Here is a 24,451-nt window from a genome sequence, read left to right on the forward strand (position 1 = left end):
TTTCCGTCACGGCCACACTTGTTGCATAATCGCCACAATGCGTTGCATACATCCAACGCAATCACTGGCTCTTAGACGGCGACATGGCTTCGCAAGCTCTGACATCAAACGAACCGCTTTTCAGCAGATCCGGCCAGAGGGATGGACGGCGGCTGCTTGCGTTGCCTGGCGTTGTGGCAATTGCCGGCGCGCTGGTTACGGCGGCAATCTCGTTTGCGATTCTTGTCGGCGCCACGCCGATCACGCCAGACGCAAACACAACGCTGACGCTGATTGCGGCCAATGCCTTATTTGTGCTGGCGCTGATTGCCCTCGTCGGCCGCGAGGTGCATCGCATCACCATGGCGCGCCGGCACGGCAAGGCGGCGTCGCGGCTGCATGTGCGCATCGTGACGATGTTTGCGCTGGTCGCGGCCATCCCAGCCATCATGGTGGCCATCATCGCCTCGATCACGCTCGATATCGGCCTCGACCGCTGGTTCGAGATCCGCACCAAGGCGATCGTCAACTCGTCGCTGTCGATCGCCGACGCCTATGTGCAGGAAAACGCTCGCAATCTTCAGGGCACGACGCTGTCGATGGCCTACGATCTCGATGCGTCGCGCACGCTTTACGGCCTCGATCGAACCGGCTTTCTCGACCTGATGAACAAGGAAGCCGTCGGCAGAAGCCTGGTGCATGCGGCGCTGGTCAGGGAAGACGGCTCCTTTGTCGTGAGTGCCCAGACCGATGCGGACTTCGCCATGCCGGCACCGCCTGAGGGCGCGGTGGCAAGTGCGGCCGACGGCAAGCCGGTGCTGATCGAGCCGAAGACGCGCAACATCATGGGCGCCATCATCAAGCTGCGGGAGATCGAAGGCCTCTACCTCTACACCAATCGCCTGGTCGACCCCGAAGTGATCAAGGCGAGGGCGATCGTCCAGTCCAACACCGCCGAATATCGCGGCCTGGAAGACAACAGGCGGACGTCGCAGGTGGCGTTCGCGCTGCCCTATCTGTCGCTGACGCTGATCATCATCCTGTCGGCCATCTGGACCGGCATAGCGGTGGCCGACCGTCTGGTGCGGCCCATCCGTCAGCTCATCGGCGCGGCTGACGAGGTTGCGACCGGCAATCTCGATGTCGCCGTGCCGGTACGGCCTTCCGACGGCGATGTCGCCTCGCTTGGCGATACGTTCAACAAGATGCTGCTGGAGCTTAAATCGCAGCGCAACGAGATCCTGTCGGCCAAGGATTTGATCGACGAACGGCGTCGTTTCTCGGAAGCGGTGCTGGCCGGCGTCACCGCCGGCGTCATCGGCGTCGATCCCTACGGCATCGTCTCCATCGTCAACAAATCGGCCGAAACGATGCTGGCCATATCGGCCACGGCGGCGCTGGGGCAGAACCTGTCCGCCGTGCTACCGCATGTCGGCCGTGTCTTCGAGATCGGCCGCAAATCCGGCAAGCCGGTCTATCGCGAGCAGGTCACCTTCTATCGCACCGGCGCCGAGCGTACCTTCAACGTGCAGATCACCATCGAGGCCGGCGACGACGGCGAGGAGGAGAAATCCTACGTCGTGACTGTCGACGACATCACCGATCTGGTCCAGGCACAGCGCTCGTCGGCCTGGGCGGATGTGGCGCGGCGTATCGCACATGAAATCAAGAACCCGCTGACGCCGATCCAGCTCTCGGCCGAGCGCATCAAGCGACGCTTCGGCAAGGTCATCACCGAGGACCGCGAGATTTTCGACCAGTGCACCGACACGATCATCCGGCAGGTCGAGGATATCGGCCGCATGGTCGACGAGTTCTCGGCTTTCGCCCGCATGCCCAAGCCCGAGATGAAAGCCATCGATCTGCGTGAATCGCTGCGCGAGGCGTCGTTCCTGGTCGAAGTCAGCCGCGCCGACATTGCTTTCGAACGCGTGTTCGGCAACGAGCCGCTCAAGGGCACGTTCGATAGCCGATTGATGGCGCAGGCTTTCGGCAACGTCATCAAGAACGCGGCCGAGGCGATTGACGGGCTGGAACAAAAGGACGGTTCGCACGGCATAATCCGGATTCAAGCTGCCCGGCAGAATGGCGCGATCAGAATCGACGTCATCGACAATGGCAAAGGCTTGCCGCGCGAGAACCGCCAAAGGCTGCTCGAGCCCTACATGACGACGCGCGAGAAGGGCACCGGGCTCGGTCTCGCCATCGTCAAGAAGATCGTGGAGGACCATGGCGGGCGGCTCGAATTGCACGATGCGCCCGCGGATTTCCACGGTGGACGCGGCGCGATGATCTCGATCATCCTGCCGCCAGCTGCCGCAACCGCGCCGCCACGCGGTCAAGGCGAAACGGAACACGAACGAGAAACTGAAAAGGTCGGTAATGGCGTCTGATATTCTCATCGTCGATGACGAGGAAGACATCCGTGAACTCGTCGCGGGCATATTGAGCGACGAAGGGCATGAAACCCGCACGGCATTCGATGCCGACAGCGCGCTCGCGGCAATCGCCGACCGGGCGCCGCGGCTGATTTTCCTCGACATCTGGTTGCAGGGCTCGCGCCTCGACGGGCTGGCGCTGCTCGACGAGATCAAGACGATGCATCCGAGCCTGCCGGTGGTGATGATCTCCGGCCACGGCAATATCGAGACAGCGGTGTCGGCCATCCGCCGCGGCGCCTATGATTTCATCGAGAAGCCGTTCAAGGCCGACAGGCTGATCCTGATCGCCGAGCGGGCGCTCGAAACCTCGAAATTACGGCGCGAGGTCTCCGACCTCAAGCAGCGCAGCGGCGAAACTTTCGACTTGATCGGCATGTCGTCGGCGATGAGCCAGCTGCGCCAGACCATCGAGCGCGTTGCGCCGACCAACAGCCGCGTCATGATCATCGGTCCGTCCGGTTCGGGCAAGGAGCTCGCCGCGCGCGCCATCCACACGCTGTCGACGCGCAAGGGCGCGCCGTTCGTGACGCTGAGTGCGGCCAACATCACGCCCGAGCGCATGGAGATCGAGCTGTTCGGCACCGAATCGAACGGCACCGAGCGCAAGGTCGGCGCGCTTGAAGAGGCGCACCGCGGCATTCTCTACATCGACGAAGTGGCCGACATGCCGCGCGAGACGCAGAACAAGATTTTGCGCGTGCTGGTCGAACAGCAGTTCGAGCGGGTCGGCGGCACCAAGCGGGTCAAGGTCGACGTCCGCATCATCTCCTCGACCTCGCAGAACCTGGAGGCGATGATCGCCGACGGCCGTTTTCGCGAAGACCTCTATCACCGCCTGGCGGTGGTTCCGGTCATGGTGCCGGGACTGGCCGAGCGACGCGAGGACATTCCCTACCTCGTCGACAATTTCATGAAGCAGATCGCGCGCCAGGCCGGTATCAAGCCGCGCCGCATCGGCGACGATGCGCTTGCCGTGCTGCAGGCGCACAACTGGCCGGGCAATGTCCGCCAGCTGCGCAACAATGTCGAACGGCTGATGATCCTGGCGCGTGGCGACGATATCGATGCGCCGATCACCGCCGACCTGTTGCCGTCGGAGATCGGCGATGTCATGCCGCGCACGCCGAACCAGTCCGACCAGCACATCATGGCGCTGCCGCTGCGCGAGGCGCGCGAACAGTTCGAGAAGGACTATCTGATCGCCCAGATCAACCGTTTCGGCGGCAACATCTCGAAGACGGCGGAATTCATCGGCATGGAGCGCTCGGCGCTGCACCGGAAACTGAAGTCGCTGGGGGTCTAGCTGATCTCTTCAGGAAGAAAGCCCCCCGTCTGGCGTTTACACAGCCGTGCGAACAAGCCGTCCTGCTTGACCAGCTCGTCCGGCTTGCCTTCTTCGACGATACGGCCCTGATCGAGCACGACTATCCGGTCCATCATCCCAATTGTTGAGAGGCGATGGGCGATGGCGATCACCGTCTTTGCCTCCATCACGAGATTAAGTTTCTCTTGGATAGCAGCTTCGGACTCGCTGTCGAGGGCGGAGGTTGCCTCGTCCAGCACCAGGATCGGGGCGTTCTTCAACAGGACGCGGGCGATAGCGACACGCTGGCGCTGGCCGCCGGACAGCTTGATGCCGCGGTCACCGACGAAAGCATCATAGCCCTTGCGGCCTTCGGAGTCCGAGAGATCGGCGATGAAGGCATCGGCGGCTGCCATTTTCGCCACCTCTTCGATGTCCTGCTCTGCCGCCTCCGGCCGGCCATAGCGAATATTGTCGCCGACCGAGCGATGCAGCAGCGCGACATCCTGGGCGATGACACCGATGGCGCGCCGAAGGCTTGCCTGGCTGACGGTGCGGATGTCCTGCCCGTCGATGAGTATCGCGCCTTCCCTGATGTCGTAGAAGCGCAAGAGCAGGTTTGCGAGCGTGGTCTTGCCCGCACCCGAAAGGCCTACGAGGCCGACCTTCTCGCAGGGGCGGACCGTCAGCGACAGATTTTCGATGACAGGCTTGCCGGCCTTGTAGGCGAAGTGAACATTTTCGAAACGGATCTCGCCGGTCTCAATCTTGAGATCAGCGGCATCCGGGCGGTCGGTGATGGTGGGCGGGGTTGTCATGACCGGCATGGCATCCTTGATCGTGCCGATCGCCTGGAAGATCTGTTGGCCCATCTGCAGAAAGGTGAAGATCTGTGTCGACAGCCGCTGGAGGATGTACACGGCGCCGACAAACTGGCCGACGGAGAGAAACCCTTTGACGAGACCAGAAAATCCGATCGAAAGCATCGTCAGCCACAGCACCGTATTGAGGACGACGACCGTCAGTTCCGAAGTGCGGTAGATGCGCTGTTCGCTGTGTTGCGTCTGCACGGCCTTCTGGATGGTGCGGCGGATAGCGCCTGCCTCACTGTCTTCTGCGGCGAACTGCTTGATCATCTGCATGTTGGTGTAGAGATCGGTGATGGCGCCGGCCACCAGGCTGCGCTGCTTGGCGGTACGGCGCGAGCGTTCGGCAAAGGTGGGAACTATCCTAACGGTGAATGCCACGTTGAGCGCGATCCAGACGACGACCGGCAAGGCAAGCTGCCAGGACAGTGTGCTGAGCAGGACGACGGAGCCGACCAACTGCAGTAGAAAGCGTGGAATGGACTGGAACGCGGCAATGATCTGCTGCTGCACGGCAGATGCCACCTGCTGCAGGCGCGAGGCGACCTGACCGGCATAGAGATCATGGAAAAAGGCGAGATCCTGCCGCTCCACCGCCTTGTGGCCCTGCCACTGAATGGCGGCCGGCATGCCGACGCCGAGCGTGTGTGAGGTCAGAGTGTTGAGCAGGAACGAGGCGACCGGCATGGCCGGAAAGATCAGCAGGCCGAGGAAGGTCAAAAGCTTCCATTCGTTCCGCAGGAATGCTGAAGCGCCCTGTTGCGTGACGCCGTCGACGATCACCGAAAGCCCCCAGACGATGGTCAGATTGATGGCTTCCCTCGCCGTTGAGGAAAGTGCCAGCGCAATCAGCACGCCGCGAAACATCGAAATGAAGTGCAGGAGGACGGCTACAGGCCCCTTGGAGGGTAACGGCTGGTAAGGAATATCCAGTGGCCGGATCAAATTTTCGAAGGGACGGTAGATCGCATCTGATATTGACATTGGTGCGCTTGAGCTCTGATTGGGACCGAGGGCGAGGACTCAACTGCCGGGATAGGATCGCCTACCGGCCGCAACCTCAATTAGAGCAATTCCAGGAAAAGTGTGAAACGGTTTCCGTCCAGAATAGCGTCAACGCTCTGACAGGCGACCTCGGCTCACTCGCGCTGGGCCAAGCATTTGCCGGTTACGGCGGCAACGGAATCACATAAGAAAAACAGGAATTCTCTTTAGGGGTAACCCATGCCGCGCATTGCCTATGTGAACGGGCGCTATGTCGCCCATGCCGACGCTGCCGTGCATATCGAGGATCGCGGCTATCAATTCGCCGACGGCGTCTACGAGGTCTGCGAGGTGGCGCAGGGCTTTATCGTCGACATGCCGCGCCATCTTGCCCGGCTGAGCCGCTCCCTTAGCGAATTGTCGATCGACTGGCCGGTCACCAAGGGTGTGCTGCCGCTTCTTCTGCGCGAAATCGTCCGGCGCAACCACGTCGTCAACGGCCTGGTCTATGTCCAGGTTACGCGCGGTGTTGCCAGCCGCGACTTCGTTTTCCCCGCCGATACACCGTCATCGCTGGTGATTACGGCCAGAAAGGCCGACCCGGCGGCGGCCGCCAAGCGAGCCGAGGCGGGCATCAAGGTCATCACCGTGCCGGAAAACCGTTGGGACCGGGTCGACATCAAGAGCACCGGCCTGCTGCCCAACGTACTGGCCAAGCAGAAGGCCAAGGAGGCCGGCGCCCAGGAGGCCTGGTTCGTCGACACCGATGGCAACGTCAAGGAGGGCGGCTCGTCCAACGCCTGGATCGTTACAAGGGACGGCGTTCTGGTCACCCGGCCGGCGGAGCATGGCATCCTGCGCGGCATCACCCGCACGACCATGTTCGAAGTGGCGGCAAAGCTCGGGTTGACGATCGAGGAGCGCGGTTTTTCAGTCACTGAAGCCAAGGCTGCGCGAGAAGCTTTCATCAGTTCGGCAACGACAATCGCCATGCCGGTCGTGGCAATCGACGGTGCCGCGGTCGCCAATGGGCACCCCGGTTCGATAACACTTTCATTGCGGCAAGCCTTTTTTGACGTTGCGGAAAAAAGTCCAGCCTGATAACCGCACAGACGGACTGCACATCAATATATCTCGTTCTGCTTGTCGTTACTGACGGCAAGGGGGTGTTTGCAAGCTTGACATGTGCCCGCTAATTTGGCGCATTAGCCTGCAAACCGAAGGGGATCGGCGAAAGACAAGAACAATGGCGGAACGATCGCAAAACCTTCAGGACCTGTTCCTGAATTCTGTTCGCAAGAGCAAAAATCCACTCACCATCTTTCTCATCAACGGCGTCAAGCTGACCGGCGTGGTCACTTCCTTCGACAATTTTTGTGTTCTGCTGCGCCGTGACGGCCACTCCCAGCTCGTCTACAAGCATGCCATTTCCACGATCATGCCGAGCCAGCCGGTTCAGATGTTCGATGGCGAGGAAAGCCAGGGCGCCTGATTGGCACGTGAAAAAGACGCGGACCGCGGCGTCCGCGGGAAACCAGCACATAATTCCGGGACGGAAGCCACAGGTCCGACCCGGGCGGTTGTCATTGTGCCGGTGCTTACCCGGCATCAGCGCAACGACGACGAAACGAACCGTCCACGGCTGACGCGTTCGGCGGATGCGCGCCACGACGAAGCGGTCGGCCTTGCCCGCGCCATCAACCTGGATCTGATCCACACGGCGGTGGTCACCGTCAACGATCCACGCCCGGCAACCTTGCTCGGCAGCGGCAAGGTCGCGGAATTCGCCGAGATCGTCAAAGAGGGTCACGCGGAGGTGGTCATCGTCGACCATCCGCTGACGCCGGTGCAGCAGCGCAATCTCGAAAAAGAAATGAATGCCAAGGTGCTCGACCGCACCGGATTGATCCTGGAGATTTTTGGCGAGCGCGCGCGGACCAAGGAGGGCACGCTGCAGGTCGAACTTGCCCATCTCAACTACCAGAAGGGCCGCCTGGTGCGGAGCTGGACCCACCTTGAACGCCAGCGCGGCGGAGCCGGCTTCCTCGGCGGCCCCGGCGAAACCCAGATCGAGTCGGACCGGCGGCAGCTGCAGGAAAAAATCATCAAGCTCAAGCATGAGCTGGAAACGGTGCGCCGCACCCGCGACCTGCACCGGGCCAAGCGCAAGAAGGTGCCGTTCCCGGTGGTGGCGATTGTCGGCTACACCAATGCCGGAAAGTCGACGCTGTTCAACCGGCTGACCGGGGCCGACGTGCTGGCCGAAGACATGCTGTTTGCAACGCTCGACCCGACGCTGCGCCGCGTGCGCCTGCCGCACGGCACGCCGATCATCCTGTCGGACACAGTCGGCTTCATTTCGGACCTGCCGACGCATCTGGTCGCCGCCTTCCGCGCCACGCTGGAAGAGGTCGTCGAGGCCGATCTGGTCATCCACTTGCGTGATATCTCAGATCCGGATACGGCCGCCCAGGCCGAGGACGTCGAGCGCATCCTTGCCGATCTCGGTGTCGACGCTGGCGATGCGAACCGGGTCATCGGGGTGTGGAACAAGGTCGACCTTCTCGACGACGGCAACCGGGAGCGCCTGCTCGCCGACGGCACTGACGCCAACAAGGCGCCGCCGATCGCCATCTCGGCGGTCACCGGCGAAGGCATCGATGCGCTGAAGGCGCTGATCGAGACCAGGATGTCGGGCGAACTCGAGGAATTGACGGTGACGATCGAACCGGCGCAGTTCGGCCTTGTCGACTGGCTATACCGCAATGGCGACGTCGTTTCGCGGGTAGACAATGAGGATGGCAGCGCGACCATCGCACTCAAGGCCACGCACACCGCCCGGCAAGAGATCGAAAGCCGATTGCACCGCAAAAACAGGCAGTAAGCCTGATTATTTCACGCCCTTGGCCTGCTGCCAGAGCACTTCCATCTCGTCCAGCGTGGCTTTTTCGAGCGTGCTTCCCGATGCATCGATCGCGCGCTCGACATAGTGGAAGCGCGAGCGGAACTTTTCGTTGGTGCCGCTAAGCGCCGCTTCCGAATCGAGCTTGAGGTGACGCCCCAGATTGACGACGGCAAACAGCATGTCGCCGAATTCGTCCTTGATCTCAGCCGTTTCGCCCTTAGCCAGTGCCTCGCGCAGCTCGCCGATCTCTTCCTCGATCTTGTCGAGGATGGGTGCTGCCTCGCTCCAGTCGAAACCGACACGCGCTGCCTTTTCCTGCAGCTTCAGCGCACGAGTCAAAGCGGGCAGGGCGACGGGCACGCTGTCCAGGAAACCCTTGCCATGGTCTTCGGGGTCGAGGCCGCGGGCGAGGCGCGCACTTCGCTTTTCGGCTTTTTCCTCAGCCTTGATCTTTTCCCACATGCCCTTTGCCATGCCGGCGCTGCGCGCCTTCTCGTCGCCGAAGACATGCGGATGGCGCCGGATCATCTTGGTGGTGATGGCCTCGACCACATCACCGAAGGCAAAATCGCCGGCTTCCTCAGCCATCTGCGCGTGGTAGACGACCTGCAGCAGGAGATCGCCGAGTTCGTCGCGCAGATCGTCGAGATCGCCGCGCGCAATGGCGTCCGCCACCTCATAGGCTTCCTCGATCGTATAGGGCGCGATGGTCGAGAAATCCTGCTCGATGTCCCAGGGACAGCCGGTCTTCGGCGCCCTGAGCGCCGCCATGATCTCGATCAGCCGGGAAATGTCGCGCGAAGGTTTCATGCGGCGAATGCTATCCCGCTGCCTGTCGTGCGGCCAACGCTGTCAGCTGGCGGCCTGACCTTGTCCACAGCTCAGCCGTATCAGCCGAGTACCGACACAACCGCCTTGGCGAGGTCATCCATGCCGTCCTCGGGCAGGCCGGCGACGTTGATGCGGCTGTCGCCGACCATGTAGACGCCATACTCGGCACGCAGCCGCTCGACTTGCGCCTCGGTCAGGCCAAGCCTGGAAAACATGCCGCGATGGCTGGCGATGAAGTCGAAGCGGTCGGAGTTGGACTGCCGGCGCAGCGCGTCGGCGAACTGGACCCGCAGCCTCAGCATGCGCAGCCGCATCTCCTCCAGCTCCGCCTCCCAGTCGGCGCGAAGGCCATCATCTTCCAGCACCATGCGCACGGCGGCGGCGCCGTGGTCCGGCGGCATCGAATACATGGCGCGCGCCGCCGCCAGCATCTGGCTCATCGCGACATCGGCTTGCGCGCTATCCTTCGCCAGGATCATCGCCGCGCCGACGCGGTCGCGGTAGACGGCAAAGTTCTTCGAGCAGCTCGAGGCAACGACCATTTCAGGCACCTTGCCCGCGAGAAGGCGCAAGCCGGCCGCATCGGCGTCCAGGCCTTCGCCAAAGCCCTGATAGGCAATGTCGACAAAGGGCAACAGCCCGCGCTCGACGACAAGATCGGTGACGCTGGCCCATTGCGCGATATCGAGATTGGCGCCGGTCGGGTTATGGCAGCAGCCATGCAGCAGCACGATATCGCCGGGCTCGGCTGCGCCAAGCGTTGCCAGCATCTCGTGGAAGCGCACCGCGCCGGAAACGGCATCGAAATAGGGATAATCGCGCACCTTGAGGCCGGCCCCGCGCATCACCGGCGGGTGGTTCGGCCATGTCGGGTCCGACAGCCAGACGGTTGCGTCGGGGCGGGTCCGCTTCAACAGCTCCGCCACCAGCCGCAGCGCGCCGGAACCGCCAGGCGCTTGCGCGGCGCGGATGCGCGTCATGTCGGCAGCGGGGCCGAAGGCCAGCTTGACCATCGCCGTGTTGAAGCCGGTGTCGCCGGCAAGGCCGAGATAGGTCTTGGTGTCCTGGTCCTGCAGCAACCGCTTCTCGGCCTCGCGCAGGGCGCGCATGACCGGCGTCCTGCCGTCGCGGTCCTTGTAGACGCCGACGCCGAGATCGATCTTGCCGGGGCGCGGATCGGCGCGATAGAGGCCGATCAAGGCGATGATCTTGTCGGCCGGGGCAGGTTGCAGGGTCTCGAACATCAATACGGCTCCAATGGCGGCGGAGTAATACGCAAAGCGGCCGCGTTTCGCCAGTGCTTCCATCTGCGCCAGTCCGCTAGCGTACTGGACCGTTACGCCAAGCTTTGTCTGTACGGCAGGGGTCGGCGGCTATGGCGACGGGTTCATTCCAATCCGCCGGATAAGCACCCGTCCAATCACGGCGAGACCGATGCCGGTCAGCAGGGAGAAACCGCCGAGCATGCCGGCCAGCCCGGCAAGGAACCAGCGTCCGGCGAAGCTGTCGACGGAGGCATTTTGCGGATTGGTTGGGTCGTAAGCGACAGGGACGCTGTCGCCATCACCCCAGAACGAGCAGTGGACGGCATTGTTGAAGCGGATGACGGTGCCGTCGGCGGTCGAGAACTCGATGCGGGGATTGTATTCGGCGGCGACAATCCTGCCTGTCGCCGAAGCGGTACGAGGGCCGTACATCTCGACGATGGCCAGCACGCCGGAAGCGATCAGTCCGACAATGCCAAAGATGATGAACACCCTGCCGACGATCGGCAACGCTGCAAAACCCGTTACACGACTACCATTGGCCATCTTTTGCTCCTGGGACAGACGGATAAGGCTAGACTTCATCCATAAAGCAAACATCTGCCGCACGGGAGATGGGTAAGTGCGCAGCGGACTTCTGATTGCATGATGCCTATTGTGGCGACGCAAAAAGTTTAGTCGCGATGGATTAAGATCCCCGCCTGTTCCGTAAACAGGGCATGAAACGGTCGATGCCACGCTTCGATATTGTCGGCCAGCTGGGTTCGCTCAGGCGCTACGCACGCTCGCTGACGCGCGACAGCACTGACGCCGAGGATCTGGTGCACGATGCGCTGGTGCGCGCCTACGAGCGGCGCGACACATTCCGCTCGGGCGGCAATCTGCGGGCATGGCTGCTGTCGATCGTCCACAACGCTTTCATCGACAAGATGCGCTCGCGCCGGTCGGAAGCGGTGCGCGTCGAGCAGGCCGGCTATCTCACCGATGCCAGCACGCCGGCGCCGCAGGAACATTCCGTGCGCCTGGCGCAGGTGCGCGAGGCCTTTTTCAGTCTGCCGGAGGAGCAGCGTTCGGCGCTGCATCTGGTCGCCATCGAGGGCCTTTCCTACCAGCAGGCCGCCGACGCCAGCGGGGTGCCGCTGGGCACGCTGATGTCGCGCATCGGCAGGGCGCGCGCAGCACTGCGCGAGATGGAAAACGCTGCACCTTCGCCGGCCAAAAGCCATCTGAGGATCGTGGGAGACCCGTCATGACCGACCTGTTGCGGGACCCGGTGACCGATACCGATCTCGATTCTTATGTCGACGACCAGCTGGATGTCGCGCGCCGCATCGAGGTCGAGGCGTTCCTCTCGGTTCGTCCGGAGGCTGCGGCGCGGGTGATGTCCGACTTGAGGACGCGCGACGAACTGCGCCTGGCGCTGGCTGCTTCCACAGGCATGGCGCGGCCGGCGACGACTGAAGTCGCGCGCCGGCTGGGCAGGGGACTGGCCAGTCGCCGCGTCTTCGCCGTGCTGCAGCGGGCGGCCGCGGTCGCCGTCTTTGTCGCTGCCGGCTGGCTGGCGAACGGCCTCTTCGGGCCGCTGCTGGTGACCAAGGTCGTGGCTTCGCCGCCGCCGCCCGCCTATGTCGAAGAAGCGATCCGGGCGCACAAGACGACGCTCATGCGCGAGGCGATGCCCTCGCAGCTGGAGGCGCCCAACTACAATGGCGACGAAATCCGCGCCGCCACCGCAATCGTCATGCCATCGCTGCCCAAGGACTGGAAGGTTCGCGACGTGCAGATCTATCCGTCGCGCTTCGGGCCGAGCGTCGAAGTGGCGCTGGAGACGAAGGATATGGGGCTGGTCTCGCTGTTTGCGATCCGGCCTGGAACCTTCGACGTCGTCAAGCCTGCCATCGCGCCATCGGGCGACATCTCCTCTGCCTATTTCCAGATCGGCGAGGTCGCGTACGCGGTCGTCGCGCGCAGCGATGTCCACGACCTCGACCGCGCCGCCGAGACGCTTGCCAAGACACTTTACTGATCAGGACACTTTACTGAGACCACATAAGGAGAACCCGCAATGAATACCCCTGACCTCGGATACCGCATGGGCACTGGCGCACGCGCCGGCGCCATCTATGACGAGGGCCTGCGCAGCCACATGCTGCGTGTCTATAACTACATGGGCATCGGCCTCGTCGTCACCGGCATCGTCGCCATGGTGGTCGCTTCGACGCCGGCCCTCTACGTGCCGATCTTTTCCAGCCCGCTGAAATGGGTGGTGATGCTGGCGCCGCTCGCCTTCGTGCTGCTGTTCTCGTTCAAGATGCAGACGATGTCGGCGGCGAGCGCCCAGTTGATGTTCTGGGCCTTCTGCGCGGTGATGGGGCTGTCGCTGGCTTCGGTGTTCCTGGTCTTCACCGGCACCAGCATCGCGCGCACCTTCTTCATCACCGCCACCATGTTCGGCGCCACCAGCCTCTACGGCTACACGACCAAGCGCGACCTGACCCAGTTCTCGTCCTTCCTGATCATGGGCCTGATCGGCGTGGTGATCGCCAGCGTCGTCAACATCTTCCTTGGCTCGACCGCGCTGCAGTTCGCCATCTCGGTGATCGGCATTGCCGTCTTTGTCGGCCTGACCGCCTGGGACACGCAGACGATCAAGGAACAGTATGCGGAGAATTTCGACGCGGAATCGCAGCAGAAGCTCGCCGTCTTCGGCGCGCTGTCGCTGTACCTGAACTTCGTCAACATCTTCCAGCTGTTGCTGAATTTCACCGGCGAGCGCGAATAGTCGAACCGTAGCAGGGCAACAATTTCGATCTCGCAGTGGCCGGAGGAGAATCTCCGGCCACTGTCGTTTTGCCGTGGAGACATCGCTCCTCTATCAGCGCGATGTCGCTGCGCCCTTGAGTCCATGCGGGCTTTTGCTAACCTGCCGCTCGCACGCAGCTTTCCGCGAGAACGCATGGAACAAGTGACGCTTCACGGCGACGGCATCTCGGCAACCATTGTCGGGCAGGGGGCCGAGCTCGTCTCCTTGCGCAATGCCGAGGGTCTGGAGTTTTTGTGGCAGGCCGGGCCGGAATGGCGGCGGCATTCGCCGGTGCTGTTTCCGATCGTCGGCCGGCTGAAGGGCGACCAGCTCCGCCATGGGGGCCAGGTCTATCCCCTGACGCAGCACGGATTTGCGCGCGACAAGCCATTTGTGTGGGCTGCTGAGACGAGTCCCCGATCTTGCACGCTGGTGTTGACCGACGATGCCGATACACGCACGCGCTATCCGTTCGCCTTTCGCCTTGCCATCACCTATACGCTCGAGCGTCGCGAACTTGGTGTGAGCTTCGAGATTGCCAACACCGGCGACGAGACGCTGCCAGCCTCCATCGGTGCACATCCGGCTTTCAATTGGCCATTGCAGCCGGGGCTCGCCAAGACCGACTACCACCTGACCTTTGCCCAGGACGAGCCGGCGCCGATCCGCCGGCTGAAGGATGGCCTGGTGCTGGCTGCACCGCGGCCGACGCCCATTGAAGGCAAAACGCTGGCGCTTTCCGAACAGCTGTTCGAGGCAGACGCCGTGATCCTCGACCGGCCGGCCAGCACCAGCGTGCGCTATGCCGCCGCGAACGGTGCGGCGATCGAGATGTCGTGGCAGGGTTTTAAGGAATTGGGCATCTGGTCGAAGCCGAGCGGCGCTCCGTTCCTGTGCATCGAACCCTGGCACGGGCTTGCCAGCCCCGTGGATTTCGATGGCGAGTTCGCGGACAAGCCGGGCGTGATGCTGATTGCGCCCGGTGAAAGGCGCGTGCTGAGCTATCAGGTACGGCTCTACCATGCGCCACTGTGACCGATGAACCAGAGATAGGCGCGATGAAACTTGGCTTCATCGGCACGGGTGCCCTTACAGCGGCCATCGTCAGCGGGCTCAAATCCGTCGCGGATAACTCCGTCTCCGTGCTGCTGTCGCCGCGCAATGAAGAGATCGCCGCAGAGCTGGCAGCCCGTTATCCGGATGTGCGTATTGCTGATGACAATCAGGCGGTTCTCGATCAATGCGACCTGGTCATGCTGGCTGTCCGGCCGCAAATTGCGCATGACGTCCTGCCGGGTTTGCGGTTTCGGCGCGAGCATCACCTCATCAGCTTGATCGCCACGCTGCCGCGCGAGGAGATTGCCCGCTTGACCGCACCCGCGCACCAGGTGACGAAAGCGCTGCCCATGCCGATGATCGCCCACCGGCTGGGGGCAACGATCATCTGCCCGCCGGATGCCACTGTCGCTGCCTTGTTCGGCAGTCTGGGGAAAGTGATCGAGGTCGAGAACCCAGCCGAATTCAATGCGCTGAGCGTGGCCACCGCAACCTATGCCAGCTACTTCAGATATCTCGATACGATTAACAGCTGGCTCAAGAGGAATGGCGTGGAGGAAGGGAAGGGGCGCGATTACATCGCCTCGCTTTTCAAAGCCTTGGGAAGCGCTCCTGATATGTCGCCGGATGCCGACTTCATGCATCTGGCGCAGGACTATGCGACGCGCGGCGGCATCAACGAACAGGTTCTTCGCGAACTCACGGCGCGAAACGTGTTCGAGGCGCTCACCGAGAGCCTGGACGGCGTACACCGGCGCATCGTCGGCGATACGCCTTGATGGGCGGCACCTTGAAATTCCCTGATGATCAGGAGTATGGCTCCAACGGATGTTCCGGACCGTTTCGGGAGGGTCGGCGGGTGCCTGGATGCTTGAAATTGGGCTTTGTGGCAGCGGCGCTGGCTGTGCTGATTGTCTTTCCGGTCGCTGCCGCCGACATCGACCGCGCCGCCAGCCTCTACCGCGCGCAATCGGTGACCAGCGGCACTGGCGAGGAGAACCGGGCGTGGGGCCTGGCGCCGTGCCTTGAAGAGGTGCTGGTCAAGGTTTCCGGCGACCCGCGGCTGATCGGCGACCCGCGTGTTGCGGACATGAGCCGGCACGCGGCCGACTATGTCACTGGTGTCGGCTACCGCGACCTGCTCAACAACCGCCCACCGCATGACGAGCAGGGCACCCACGACCGGCCGCATTACATCACCGCCGATTTCGACCCGGACAAGATCGATGCCTTGCTGGCGTCGCTCGGGCGCAAACCGTGGGCGGTGCCGCGGCCAAAAATCGTCGCACTGCTGGATGTAAGGCCGATGAAAGGCGACGGCTTCACGCTGGTGCGCGATGGCGGCGGCGAGCTTGCGGCGGATATGCGCGTTGCGCTGGCGGACGCGGCGCACCGGACCGGCTTGCCGCTGGAGTTGCCTCGGCCGTCCGACGTCGCGCTCGCCGACGTGGCCAACACGCTGGATGGCGATGCCCTGCTTGCCGGCACTTTGGCATGGCGCCAGGAAGCGCTGGGTTGGGTCGGCGACTGGCGGCTCAGCTTCAAGGATAAGGACTATCGCTGGCAGGTACGTGGCGTCAGTTTCGACGATGCGTTCCGCAACGCCACGCGCGGAACGCTGCAGATCCTGTCGGGCAATGGAGAGCCGGAAGCCGTCACGCCCTGACTTCAAGGGAACCTTCTTGCCGGAGCGCCGTAAACAAAGTGGCGGGCAAGCTTTGAGCAAGGAGGTAGAATTGCAACATCGCCGGATCGACGTTGACGGAAACAGCATCTTCTATCGCGAAGACGGCCCGCCTGATGCTCCCGTCCTCCTGCTGCCGCACGGCTATCCGTGCTCGTCCTATCAATTCCGAAGGTTGATGCCGGCACTTGCCGATCGCTGGCATACATTCGCGCCGGACTTTCCCGGCTTTGGCTACAGCGGCACGCCCGAAACGTCGGACTTTGGCTATGATTTCGATGCCTATGCCGGGTTTCTGACAGCTTTCGCCGATGCGCTCGGCACGTCGCGCTATGCGCTCTGGCTGCACGATTATGGCTCTCAGATCGGACTGCGCCACGCCATCGCACATCCCGAGCGCATCGCCGCACTCATTATCCAGAACGGTGACATCTACGAGGACGTTCTCGGGCCGAAATACGCCGCCATAAAAGCCTATTGGAATGAGAAGACGCCCGAAAAGCATCGGCCGTTGGAAGAGGCGGTAAGCGAGGAGGGCTTCCGGCACGAGTTTGTCGGAGAGGTGGATGACGCTGTAGCCGAGCGCGTGCCTCCCGATCTTTGGAAACTCCACTGGCCTTTGATGGACACGCCGATCCGCCGGCGGCTCGCGGTCGGCCTGATGGAGAAGCTGGAGGCGAACCTCGGCTGGTTCCCGCGCTATCAGAGCTATCTGCGCGAGCACCAACCGCAAACGCTCATCGTCTGGGGCCCCGAGGATGGTTACATGCCGGCACAATCGGCGCATGCCTACCAGCGCGATTTGCGGGAAGCGGAGCTTCATCTGATCGATAGCGCCGGCCACTGGTTGCTCGAAACCCATTTCGATGAGGCGCTTCCGCTGGTGCGCGATTTTCTGGCGCGCGTCCACAGTCAGGAAGCGAAAGGGACGGGCAGGGCGGCCGGCCGGGCGTAGACCCCTCCGTTGCGGTCATCGGATCGATCTGCAACCATGGCGTCATGATGGAAAAGTCTGCCGCGCCCTGGCCTCTGCTGCAAATCGCGATCGAGCCGAAGTCGCGGGCCGATCAGGAGAAGCTAGCTACTGCCTTGTCGAAGCTGGCGGACGAGGATCCCTGGTTGCACGTCAAGCAGGATGCGGAATCGGGCCAGACGATCGTCGCCGGCAGGGACGAACTCCACCTCGACATAGTCATCGACCACCTGCGCCGCGAGTCTCGCATTGAGGTGAATGTCGGCGCGCCCAAGGTAGCGTATCGCGAGACGATCACCCGTAAGCACGAGCAGGACTACACGCACAATAAGCAGTCCGGTGGTACGGGTCAGTTCGCCCGCGTCAAGATTGCGTTCGAGCCGAATGGCGGTAGCTGGGACTTCGTCTTCGGGTCCAAGTCGCCGACGGTGCGCTTCCGAACGAATATGTTGCGGGCGTCGAAAAGGGGCTGCGGAACATTCTGTCTTCAGGCCCGTTTGCTGGCTTCCCGATGCTTGGCGTGAAGGCAACGCTGATCGACGGCGCGTATCACGATACTGATTCCTCGCCCCTGACTTTCGAGATCGCCGGCCGAGCCTGCTTCCGTGAAGCCGCTCCCAAGCTGGGCGTGCAGCTCTTCGAGCCGATCATGCAAGTCGAGGTGAACACGTCGGCGGCCTATGTCGACAAAATCATCGCCGAACTGCACAGCCGCCGGGGCCTGATCCGGAGTCGGGAAATCAGCGGCGTGGTCGTCGTTGTCAAAGCGACAATGCCGCTCGCGAACATGTTCATGCTGGAGGATGCGCTCCGGTCCTGTTCGAACGGACTGGCACGCCTGCGCGCCGACTATTCCGGATACGCTCCCGTACCACTGCCACCCGGCGGCGACCCACCGGCCGCCATGGCCATGGCCAGATGACGTCGCCAAAATTCTCCTCGCGGGCAGGGTTCCTTGTCGGCCTCGGCGTCACGCCGGTCGCCTTTTTCCTGGCGCTCTATTCGGCCGGGGCCGGGCATGGCGACTATGTGCTGGCGCGACTTCTCTATCCGGTCCCCATGCTGGCAACGCTTTTGACCAACACAACGATCACCAGCCTTTCCATCGGATTGGCTGCGCTGCAGTTTCCTGCCTATGGGGCATTTGTTGCGGGCGCCGGCGGCTCCAGATGGCTGGCCCTTGGCGTCTTCCATCTTGTTGCAATCGCAGCAGCCTTCAGCGGCCTCCTGGAAAGCTTTTCGGGATGACGCTCCTGTTCGTTATCCCGGCGCGGGCCGGTCGAGCAGGAAGTCGAGGCCTTTGCGAAAGGCGCCATCCCTTGAGAAATGAAGACCACGCCAACTCATTTCGCCACTGCTTCGTCAACGTTCCTCCCGCCAAGCAATCAGAGCCGCCGGCCCGCATCTCAGTCAGCAGGGCGTATATTGGCACGTCCGTAATGGAAGCAGCAGCCACATATGAAAGTCGCATAAGATAGATTATGGAACTTGTGCATTAGACTGAAGCTGGAAATTGCTGCGATTTTCACGGGCTTGGCATGATCGACGCGTGTTGCCTTGAGCCGATGGCCAACGCTACGCTGTGTCGATGACGACAGGAAAGCGTGACATCGAAGCGGCGATCGAAGTGTTCGTGCACGGCTTCAGCACCGACAAGAGCCGTTCCTTTCCCTACGAGGCCAGCCGCGTCGGACCCTTGTGGCTGATGCGCGATGCCGAGCGCAAGAATGCACGCGACTACCGTGGCGAAGAATGGATCGTCCATGACGTCGCCGCCGAGGAAGCCGATGCCATCGTGCGGCAGCATGCGCGGCCAAGCTTTGCCGTTTCGGTCGTGATCGCGAATGACGGCCCGGACGAACCGACGCGAACTGCCTACAAGGCGCTCGGCTACCGGCTGCTGCGGACGGAAGGCTTTTTCGTCCAGTCGCTGCGCCAAATTCCAGACCCGCCAGCAATCGTCTCTATCGAACGCGTGAGGACGGCTGAACGCGCTGCACAACTGGGAAAGGTCATACGCAGGCGGCCACTTCCAGACGATCAACTCGGCGACGATGCGCCGTTTCGCCAGTATGTGGCGCTCGATGGCGACGCCATCGTCGGGCGTGTGCGCAGCATAGACGCCATCGGCGCCACATGGTGCTCGGCAATGTTTGTCGAGCCTTCGCACCGGCGTCGAGGCATCGGCCAGGCGCTGATGGCCAAAATGCTGCATGACGACAAAGCGCATGGGTCGCGGTGCTCGATGCTGTTGGCGACGCGTGCCGGAGCGCTGCTTTATCCCCGCATGCGCTATGAGCGGATTGGAACGCTGCTGATCTTCGCGCCGAAGAACCGAACGTCCTTATAAGATCTGCTCGTATCATGCTGTCTCATAAAGGAATTTCGATCACCATGCCGTCATAGGCCGGAGTGACGTTGGCCGGCACCTCGGCCTTCACCGTGGCATAGTCGAGCGGCACATGCATATGCGTCAGCACGGCCTGTTTCGGCGCCAGTTTTTCAATCCAGCCAAGCGCCTGACCGAGCGACAGATGACTGGGATGGGTATGGTACTGCAAGGCATCGATGACCAGCATTTCCAGGCCGAGCAGCCGCTCGGCGGTGGTATCCGGGAAGTCGCTTATATCGGGGCAGTAGGCCAGCCCGCCGATGCGGAAGCCGAGCGAAATGATGTCGCCATGGATCTGCGGCAGCGGCTCGAGGGTGAGGGCACCGCCCTCGCCTTCGATCGTCACCGCCCTTGCGTGATCGATGATGTGCGGCCTGACGATCGGCGGATAGGAACTGCCAAGCGGCGTCTCGAAGCAATAGCCGAACGCTTCGCGCAGCCTGAGCATGGTCGGCTGGTCGGCGTGGACATCGATCAAATGGCGCTGCTCCAGCACGTAGCCGCGCAGATCGTCGATGCCGTGGATGTGGTCGGCGTGCGGATGCGTATAGACGACGGCGTCGATGCGCCGGACCGCCGCCATCAGCATCTGCTCACGGAAATCAGGCCCGGTGTCGATGACGACCGTGGTTCTGGCGCCGTTGGCTGCTATCCGCTCGACGAGCGCGGCTGAGCGTGTACGCCGGTTTTTCGGATTGGCCGGGTCGCAATTGCCCCAATCGCCGGTGATGCGCGGCGTGCCAGGTGACGAGCCGCAGCCGAGGATGGTGAGGCGCAGCCGGTCGCTCATGCGTCAGAGCCCGGCGGGCCGCGGCATCTTGCCGAACAGCCGGAAGAAGTTTGCCGTCGTCAGCGTCGCGATCTCGGCTTCGCCAACGCCGACCGTCTCCGCCAGCACCTTGGCTGTATGCGCGATATAGGCCGGCTCGTTGCGTTTGCCGCGGAACGGCACCGGCGCCAGATACGGTGCGTCGGTCTCGACCAGCAGCCGGTCATGCGGCACATCGGCTGCGATGGCGCGTAAATCGGCGGAGTTCTTGAAGGTCAGTATGCCCGAGAAGGACACATAGCCACCAAGCGCCACGCCGACCTCTGCCAGCCGTCGCCCCGACGAAAAACAATGCAGGATGAAGGGGAAGGCGCCCTTCCCTGTTTCGTCTTCGAGGATGGCAGCCATGTCGTCATCGGCATCGCGCGAATGGATCACCAGCGGCAAGCCGGTCTCGCGCGCGGCCGCTATGTGAGTGCGAAAGCCCTGCGCCTGCGCATCGCGTGGCGCCTTGTCGTAAAAATAGTCGAGCCCGGCCTCGCCGATCGCCACCACCTTCGGGTGCGCGGACAGGCGCACAAGGTCCTCAGCCGTCACATCCAGCTCTTCGCCGGCATTGTGAGGATGAGTGCCGACCGAGCAATAGATTTCGTCGAAACTCTCGGCAATCTCAAGCACTTGCGCAAACCGCTTCACGCGTGTCGAGATGGTCACCATGTGACCTATACCGGCAGCCTTGGCGCGGGCGACGATGGCCGCCCGCTCCTCGGTGAAATCCGGAAAGTCGAGATGGCAATGGCTGTCGACGAGCATCAGGCGCTCGCCTCAGGGTTTTCGACATAACGCGGAAACACACCCTCCGGCGCGGGCAGCGCCGTGCCGGGCACCAGCGCATAGTCGGCATGGACATGCGCGAAGTCACGCTTGTCCGCCGGCACCGCCAGCAGGTCCAGCAGCTTGCCGGCCGACCCCGGAATGTAGGGCTGGCACAGCAATGCCACGCGCCGCACCAGTTCGGCGGTCGTCCACAGCACTGTTTCCATGCGCGCCGGATCGGTCTTCTTCAGCGCCCAGGGCGCCTGCGAGGCGAAGTAGCGATCCGCTTCCGCCACAACGCCGAAGATCGCCGCCAACGCGAGATGGATGCCCTGTTCCGCCATCGCGTGGCGCGCGGTACCCAGCGCTTCCACCGCCTGGTCGAGGATCGCGCTGTCGGCTTCGGTCAGCTCGCCGCGATGCGGCACCACGCCGCCGCAGTTCTTGGCGATCATCGACAGCGAGCGCTGCGCCAGATTGCCGAGACCGTTGGCGAGATCGGCATTTGTGCGGTTGACGATCGCGTCATGGCTGTAGCTGCCGTCCTGGCCGAATGGCACCTCACGCAAGAAGAAATAGCGCACCTGGTCGAGGCCGTAATGCTCGACCATGGTGAAGGGGTCTACGACATTGCCGACCGACTTCGACATTTTCTCGCCGCGGTTGAACAGGAAGCCATGCGCGAAGACGCGCTTCGGCAGTTCGATGCCGGCCGACATCAGGAAAGCCGGCCAGTAGACAGCATGGAAGCGGACGATGTCCTTGCCGATAATGTGCGTGGCCGGCCAGTAGCGCCATTGCTCGGCCTTGGTGTCGGGATAGCCGGCAGCGGTGATGTAGTTGGTCAAGGCATCGACCCAGACATACATCACATGCTTGTCGTCGCCGGGCACCGGCACGCCCCAATTGAAGGTCGTGCGCGAGACCGAGATATCCTTGAGGCCGGATCTGACGAAGCTCATCACCTCATTTCGGCGCTCGGCCGGACCGACGAAATCGGGCTGGCTTTCGTACAGCGCAAGCAATTTGTCCTGATAGGCGGAAAGCCTGAAGAAGTAGCTTTCCTCCTCGTTCCACTCGACCGGCGAGCCAAGCGGCTCGCGCCGCACGCCGTCGTCGCCGAGCGTGGTTTCGCTCTCTTCGAAATAGGCTTCCTGGCGGACCGAATACCAGCCGCTATAGCGGTCGAGATAGATGTCGCCATTGGCCGCCATAGCCTTCCAGATCGCCTGACACGACTCGTAGTGGCGTGGTTCCGTCGTGCGGATGTAATCATCATTCGAGCCGCCCAGGACCTCTGTCATCGAACGGAAGATCGCCGAGTTGCGGTCGGCAAGCGCGAGTGGCGTTATGCCTTCCTTCTCGGCCGTCTGCTGCATCTTGAGGCCGTGTTCGTCAGTGCCGGTGAGGAAGAGCACGTCCTTGCCGTCCAGGCGCTGGAAGCGGGCCAGCGCGTCGGTCGCAATGACCGTATAGGCGTGGCCGATATGCGGCTTGCCGTTCGGATAGAAAATTGGTGTCGTGATGTAGAATGTGTCGCGTGACATGAATGAACCGTCATGAATGGCCGAATGAATGTGAGCGGTGGATATCGCATCGAGACGGCGATTGCCATCCCGCCCCAATGCCGAAACCGGTCACATTCGCATTGCGGAATTCAGGCGGTCGATCATGGTCAAGGCGTGCTGCTTCTTGTCAAGATTGTAGGTATCGGTCTCAGATATGGCGTTCAGCGCCTCGTGCCAAGTGTCGGACAGCGTTTTCGCCCGCGCGAGATCCCCAGCCAGCGCGGCTTCACTGGCGCCGGTGGAGAGCAGATCGAGCGCGCGGCGGTTGAAGATGTCGAACTGGATCGCCTGGTCGCGGCCGGCGACGGCCTCGGCAAGGCGATAGGCGCCGGCGATGTCGCTCCTGCCCGACGTGACCAGGGCGTCGAGCGTGCCGGCAATCTCCAGCCCGCCATATTGGGTCAGAAGGATCGCATTGCGGGCGCTGCCCCCTGCCCGTTCCGCCAGTGCCGCGCGCGCGGCAGGATCGGAAGGTGGCGGCGGCTCGACGGTTTCCAGAACGCTCATCAGGCTGCCGGCATCGAGCGGCGTCAGCCGCACCATCTGGCAGCGCGAGCGGATGGTCGGCAAAAGGCTGCCCGGCGCATGCACGATGAGGATGAACAGCGTGCGGCTCGGCGGCTCCTCGAGGTTCTTCAGCAAGGCATTGGCGGCGTTGGTGTTCATGTCGTCGGCCGGATCGACGATCACCACCCGGTAGCTGCCGTCATGCGAGGTCAGCGACAGGAAGCGGTTGACCTTGCGGATCTCGTCGACGGTGACGACCGTCTTGAAGCTCTTGGTCTTGTCGTTCAGCGGCCTGGTCAGATGCAGCACGCCGGGATGCGCCCCGGTGGCGATCTGGCGAAACAGCGATGAGGCCGGATCGGGAACGGCAAACACATCCGGCGCCTGGTCGAAGGCCGGATGCTTCAACAGATGGTGCGCCAGGTGAAAGGCAAGCGTCGCCTTGCCGATGCCGATCGGCCCGGCAAAGATCACCGCATGCGGCAGTTTTCCCGAGCGATAGGCGGCAGCGAGCATCGCGGCCGCCTGCTCATGGCCGACCAGGCGCAGCGTCTCGGACGGCTCCGGTACACCGTCCAGCGTGTCGTGCTGCTCGGGAGCGATGCGTTCGAAGATCATGCGGGCGCCGCCTGTCGGTTGCGCGCGGGCGCCCTCGCCTCAAGTGCGGCGAACACCACCGCGGTGATGACATCCTCCACCGTAGCGGGAGGCGCCGACGCGTCGATCACGATGCAGCGGTCCGGCTCGGCGGTTGCGATCGCCAGGAAGGCGTCACGGCGGCGCTGGTGGATGTCCAGCGTCTCCTTTTCGAAGCGGTCCGGACCGTCCTCGGCGCCACGCCGCGCGGCGGCGCGCCGCAAGCCCTCGGCGGGGTCAATGTCAAGGATCAGCGTCATGTCCGGCATCATGCCGTTGATGGCGACCTCCTCCAGAGCTTCCATGAAAGCCGGATCGAGGCCGCCGGTGACGCCCTGATAGACGCGCGACGAATCCAGGAAACGGTCGCAAAGCACGATGGAGCCGCGCTCCACCGCCGGCCGGATGACCTGCTCGACATGGTCGGAGCGCGCGGCGGCAAACAGCAGCGCCTCCATCTTCGGCCCGAAAGGCTCGGCGGCGCCGGACAGGAGCACGTGCCTGACCGCCTCGGCGCCGGGTGACCCCCCGGGTTCGCGGGTGAGGAGGACATCGTATTTCTTGGCGCGCATCTTCTGGGCCAGCCGTTCGATCTGCGTCGACTTGCCGGCGCCCTCGCCGCCTTCGAAGGTGATGAAAAATCCGCTTGCCAATCGAAAGGCCTTTGTCCTGC

Annotated in this window: 23 protein-coding genes and 1 pseudogene; 15 read left to right on the top strand and 9 right to left on the bottom strand. The window is 62.9% G+C overall.

Translation table 11 applies throughout. From position 1 onward, the window contains the following. Positions 1–83 precede the first annotated feature (83 nt). Positions 84–2,372, top strand: coding sequence for a PAS domain-containing sensor histidine kinase (locus X751_RS147680; RefSeq protein WP_023706551.1), 2,289 nt, complete (start codon positions 84–86; stop codon positions 2,370–2,372). After that, positions 2,362–3,723 carry a sigma-54 dependent transcriptional regulator gene (locus tag X751_RS147675; RefSeq protein WP_023668929.1) on the top strand — a complete coding sequence of 454 codons (1,362 nt, stop codon included), beginning with the start codon at positions 2,362–2,364 and terminating at the stop codon, positions 3,721–3,723. The genes X751_RS147680 and X751_RS147675 overlap by 11 nt, the downstream gene beginning before the upstream one ends. Here X751_RS147675 and X751_RS147670 read toward each other — a convergent pair. Next, positions 3,720–5,573 (bottom strand): ABC transporter ATP-binding protein, encoded by a 1,854-nt coding sequence (locus X751_RS147670; RefSeq protein ID WP_023745036.1) that lies wholly within the window; start codon positions 5,571–5,573, stop codon positions 3,720–3,722. The genes X751_RS147675 and X751_RS147670 overlap by 4 nt on opposite strands. Positions 5,574–5,813: 240 nt before the next feature. Between X751_RS147670 and X751_RS147665 the strand changes: the two genes are divergently transcribed. From X751_RS147665 to hflX, 3 genes are all read left to right on the top strand, one after another. Beyond that, the gene (locus X751_RS147665; RefSeq protein WP_023668930.1) at positions 5,814–6,674 is read left to right on the top strand and encodes a D-amino-acid transaminase; all 861 of its coding nucleotides are present in this window, start codon (positions 5,814–5,816) and stop codon (positions 6,672–6,674) included. Between the two features lie 145 nt (positions 6,675–6,819). Beyond that, the gene (gene hfq, locus X751_RS147660) at positions 6,820–7,065 is read left to right on the top strand and encodes an RNA chaperone Hfq (protein WP_006202172.1); all 246 of its coding nucleotides are present in this window, start codon (positions 6,820–6,822) and stop codon (positions 7,063–7,065) included. Further along, positions 7,066–8,457, top strand: a complete 1,392-nt coding sequence (gene hflX, locus X751_RS147655) for a GTPase HflX (RefSeq protein WP_023745037.1) — start codon at positions 7,066–7,068, stop codon at positions 8,455–8,457. 6 nt (positions 8,458–8,463) lie between these two features. Here the strand turns inward: hflX and mazG are convergent, their stop codons facing one another. The 3 genes from mazG to X751_RS147640 all read right to left on the bottom strand — a co-directional run bounded on the left by mazG (position 8,464) and on the right by X751_RS147640 (position 11,120). Then, positions 8,464–9,288 carry a nucleoside triphosphate pyrophosphohydrolase gene (gene mazG / locus X751_RS147650; RefSeq protein ID WP_023688462.1) on the bottom strand — a complete coding sequence of 275 codons (825 nt, stop codon included), beginning with the start codon at positions 9,286–9,288 and terminating at the stop codon, positions 8,464–8,466. Positions 9,289–9,368: 80 nt separating this feature from the next. Next, positions 9,369–10,553 (bottom strand): amino acid aminotransferase, encoded by a 1,185-nt coding sequence (locus X751_RS147645; protein WP_023734026.1) that lies wholly within the window; start codon positions 10,551–10,553, stop codon positions 9,369–9,371. Positions 10,554–10,682: 129 nt separating this feature from the next. Next, positions 10,683–11,120, bottom strand: coding sequence for a DUF3592 domain-containing protein (locus X751_RS147640; RefSeq protein WP_198022452.1), 438 nt, complete (start codon positions 11,118–11,120; stop codon positions 10,683–10,685). Positions 11,121–11,305: 185 nt separating this feature from the next. On the opposite strand from X751_RS147640, the gene X751_RS147635 reads away from it, so the two are divergent. The 10 genes and pseudogenes from X751_RS147635 (at position 11,306) to X751_RS147595 (ending at position 19,440) form a co-directional block, all read left to right on the top strand. Beyond that, positions 11,306–11,827 carry a sigma-70 family RNA polymerase sigma factor gene (locus tag X751_RS147635; RefSeq protein ID WP_198022453.1) on the top strand — a complete coding sequence of 174 codons (522 nt, stop codon included), beginning with the start codon at positions 11,306–11,308 and terminating at the stop codon, positions 11,825–11,827. After that, positions 11,824–12,600 (top strand): anti-sigma factor, encoded by a 777-nt coding sequence (locus X751_RS147630; RefSeq protein WP_023696103.1) that lies wholly within the window; start codon positions 11,824–11,826, stop codon positions 12,598–12,600. Before X751_RS147635 ends, X751_RS147630 begins: the two co-directional genes overlap by 4 nt. A gap of 39 nt (positions 12,601–12,639) precedes the next feature. Further along, entirely contained in the window at positions 12,640–13,356 is a 717-nt protein-coding gene (locus X751_RS147625) for a Bax inhibitor-1/YccA family protein (protein WP_023745040.1), read from the top strand. A gap of 174 nt (positions 13,357–13,530) precedes the next feature. Further along, positions 13,531–14,412: an aldose 1-epimerase family protein gene (locus X751_RS147620; RefSeq protein ID WP_023745041.1), complete on the top strand. Its 882-nt coding sequence runs from the start codon at positions 13,531–13,533 to the stop codon at positions 14,410–14,412. 23 nt (positions 14,413–14,435) lie between these two features. Continuing rightward, positions 14,436–15,212, top strand: coding sequence for a pyrroline-5-carboxylate reductase (locus X751_RS147615; RefSeq protein WP_023745042.1), 777 nt, complete (start codon positions 14,436–14,438; stop codon positions 15,210–15,212). A 107-nt stretch (positions 15,213–15,319) separates the two neighbouring features. Next, positions 15,320–16,099 (top strand): DUF2066 domain-containing protein, encoded by a 780-nt coding sequence (locus X751_RS147610; RefSeq protein ID WP_245265789.1) that lies wholly within the window; start codon positions 15,320–15,322, stop codon positions 16,097–16,099. A 52-nt stretch (positions 16,100–16,151) separates the two neighbouring features. Further along, a complete protein-coding gene (locus X751_RS147605; protein ID WP_245265790.1) occupies positions 16,152–17,072 on the top strand; it encodes an alpha/beta hydrolase in 921 nt (306 codons plus the stop codon). 23 nt (positions 17,073–17,095) lie between these two features. Next, positions 17,096–18,012 (top strand): annotated as a pseudogene (fusA, locus tag X751_RS1000000165715) (elongation factor G); the annotation flags it as partial. Further along, complete coding sequence (locus X751_RS147600; RefSeq protein ID WP_023668943.1) at positions 18,009–18,338, top strand: hypothetical protein; 330 nt, start codon at positions 18,009–18,011, stop codon at positions 18,336–18,338. The pseudogene fusA and the gene X751_RS147600, both read left to right, overlap by 4 nt. 340 nt (positions 18,339–18,678) lie before the next feature. After that, entirely contained in the window at positions 18,679–19,440 is a 762-nt protein-coding gene (locus X751_RS147595; protein ID WP_023745046.1) for a GNAT family N-acetyltransferase, read from the top strand. Positions 19,441–19,462: 22 nt separating this feature from the next. On the opposite strand, the gene X751_RS147590 is transcribed toward X751_RS147595, so the two are convergent. The 5 genes from X751_RS147590 to tmk all read right to left on the bottom strand — a co-directional run bounded on the left by X751_RS147590 (position 19,463) and on the right by tmk (position 24,431). Further along, positions 19,463–20,272: an MBL fold metallo-hydrolase gene (locus X751_RS147590; protein ID WP_023745047.1), complete on the bottom strand. Its 810-nt coding sequence runs from the start codon at positions 20,270–20,272 to the stop codon at positions 19,463–19,465. Positions 20,273–20,275: 3 nt separating this feature from the next. Then, a complete protein-coding gene (locus X751_RS147585; RefSeq protein ID WP_023696113.1) occupies positions 20,276–21,064 on the bottom strand; it encodes a TatD family hydrolase in 789 nt (262 codons plus the stop codon). Continuing rightward, positions 21,064–22,614, bottom strand: a complete 1,551-nt coding sequence (metG, locus tag X751_RS147580) for a methionine--tRNA ligase (RefSeq protein ID WP_023745048.1) — start codon at positions 22,612–22,614, stop codon at positions 21,064–21,066. Before metG ends, X751_RS147585 begins: the two co-directional genes overlap by 1 nt. A gap of 90 nt (positions 22,615–22,704) precedes the next feature. Continuing rightward, complete coding sequence (locus tag X751_RS147575; RefSeq protein ID WP_023745049.1) at positions 22,705–23,760, bottom strand: DNA polymerase III subunit delta'; 1,056 nt, start codon at positions 23,758–23,760, stop codon at positions 22,705–22,707. Then, positions 23,757–24,431, bottom strand: coding sequence for a dTMP kinase (gene tmk, locus X751_RS147570; protein ID WP_023701723.1), 675 nt, complete (start codon positions 24,429–24,431; stop codon positions 23,757–23,759). The genes X751_RS147575 and tmk overlap by 4 nt, the downstream gene beginning before the upstream one ends. Positions 24,432–24,451 lie beyond the last annotated feature (20 nt).

The organism is Mesorhizobium sp. LNJC394B00 (assembly GCF_000502555.1).
Classification (GTDB): domain Bacteria; phylum Pseudomonadota; class Alphaproteobacteria; order Rhizobiales; family Rhizobiaceae; genus Mesorhizobium.

What these genes read in the sequence shown, in the direction of transcription:
- X751_RS147680 (WP_023706551.1), top strand. Translation starts at nt 84, where the DNA reads ATGGCTTCGCAAGCTCTGACATCAAACGAACCGCTTTTCAGCAGATCC.
- X751_RS147675 (WP_023668929.1), top strand. Translation starts at nt 2,362, where the DNA reads ATGGCGTCTGATATTCTCATCGTCGATGACGAGGAAGACATCCGTGAA.
- X751_RS147670 (WP_023745036.1), bottom strand. Translation starts at nt 5,573, where the DNA reads ATGTCAATATCAGATGCGATCTACCGTCCCTTCGAAAATTTGATCCGG.
- X751_RS147665 (WP_023668930.1), top strand. Translation starts at nt 5,814, where the DNA reads ATGCCGCGCATTGCCTATGTGAACGGGCGCTATGTCGCCCATGCCGAC.
- hfq (WP_006202172.1), top strand. Translation starts at nt 6,820, where the DNA reads ATGGCGGAACGATCGCAAAACCTTCAGGACCTGTTCCTGAATTCTGTT.
- mazG (WP_023688462.1), bottom strand. Translation starts at nt 9,288, where the DNA reads ATGAAACCTTCGCGCGACATTTCCCGGCTGATCGAGATCATGGCGGCG.
- X751_RS147645 (WP_023734026.1), bottom strand. Translation starts at nt 10,553, where the DNA reads ATGTTCGAGACCCTGCAACCTGCCCCGGCCGACAAGATCATCGCCTTG.
- X751_RS147640 (WP_198022452.1), bottom strand. Translation starts at nt 11,120, where the DNA reads ATGGCCAATGGTAGTCGTGTAACGGGTTTTGCAGCGTTGCCGATCGTC.
- X751_RS147635 (WP_198022453.1), top strand. Translation starts at nt 11,306, where the DNA reads ATGCCACGCTTCGATATTGTCGGCCAGCTGGGTTCGCTCAGGCGCTAC.
- X751_RS147630 (WP_023696103.1), top strand. Translation starts at nt 11,824, where the DNA reads ATGACCGACCTGTTGCGGGACCCGGTGACCGATACCGATCTCGATTCT.
- X751_RS147625 (WP_023745040.1), top strand. Translation starts at nt 12,640, where the DNA reads ATGAATACCCCTGACCTCGGATACCGCATGGGCACTGGCGCACGCGCC.
- X751_RS147620 (WP_023745041.1), top strand. Translation starts at nt 13,531, where the DNA reads ATGGAACAAGTGACGCTTCACGGCGACGGCATCTCGGCAACCATTGTC.
- X751_RS147615 (WP_023745042.1), top strand. Translation starts at nt 14,436, where the DNA reads ATGAAACTTGGCTTCATCGGCACGGGTGCCCTTACAGCGGCCATCGTC.
- X751_RS147600 (WP_023668943.1), top strand. Translation starts at nt 18,009, where the DNA reads ATGACGTCGCCAAAATTCTCCTCGCGGGCAGGGTTCCTTGTCGGCCTC.
- X751_RS147595 (WP_023745046.1), top strand. Translation starts at nt 18,679, where the DNA reads ATGACGACAGGAAAGCGTGACATCGAAGCGGCGATCGAAGTGTTCGTG.
- X751_RS147590 (WP_023745047.1), bottom strand. Translation starts at nt 20,272, where the DNA reads ATGAGCGACCGGCTGCGCCTCACCATCCTCGGCTGCGGCTCGTCACCT.
- X751_RS147585 (WP_023696113.1), bottom strand. Translation starts at nt 21,064, where the DNA reads ATGCTCGTCGACAGCCATTGCCATCTCGACTTTCCGGATTTCACCGAG.
- metG (WP_023745048.1), bottom strand. Translation starts at nt 22,614, where the DNA reads ATGTCACGCGACACATTCTACATCACGACACCAATTTTCTATCCGAAC.
- X751_RS147575 (WP_023745049.1), bottom strand. Translation starts at nt 23,760, where the DNA reads ATGATCTTCGAACGCATCGCTCCCGAGCAGCACGACACGCTGGACGGT.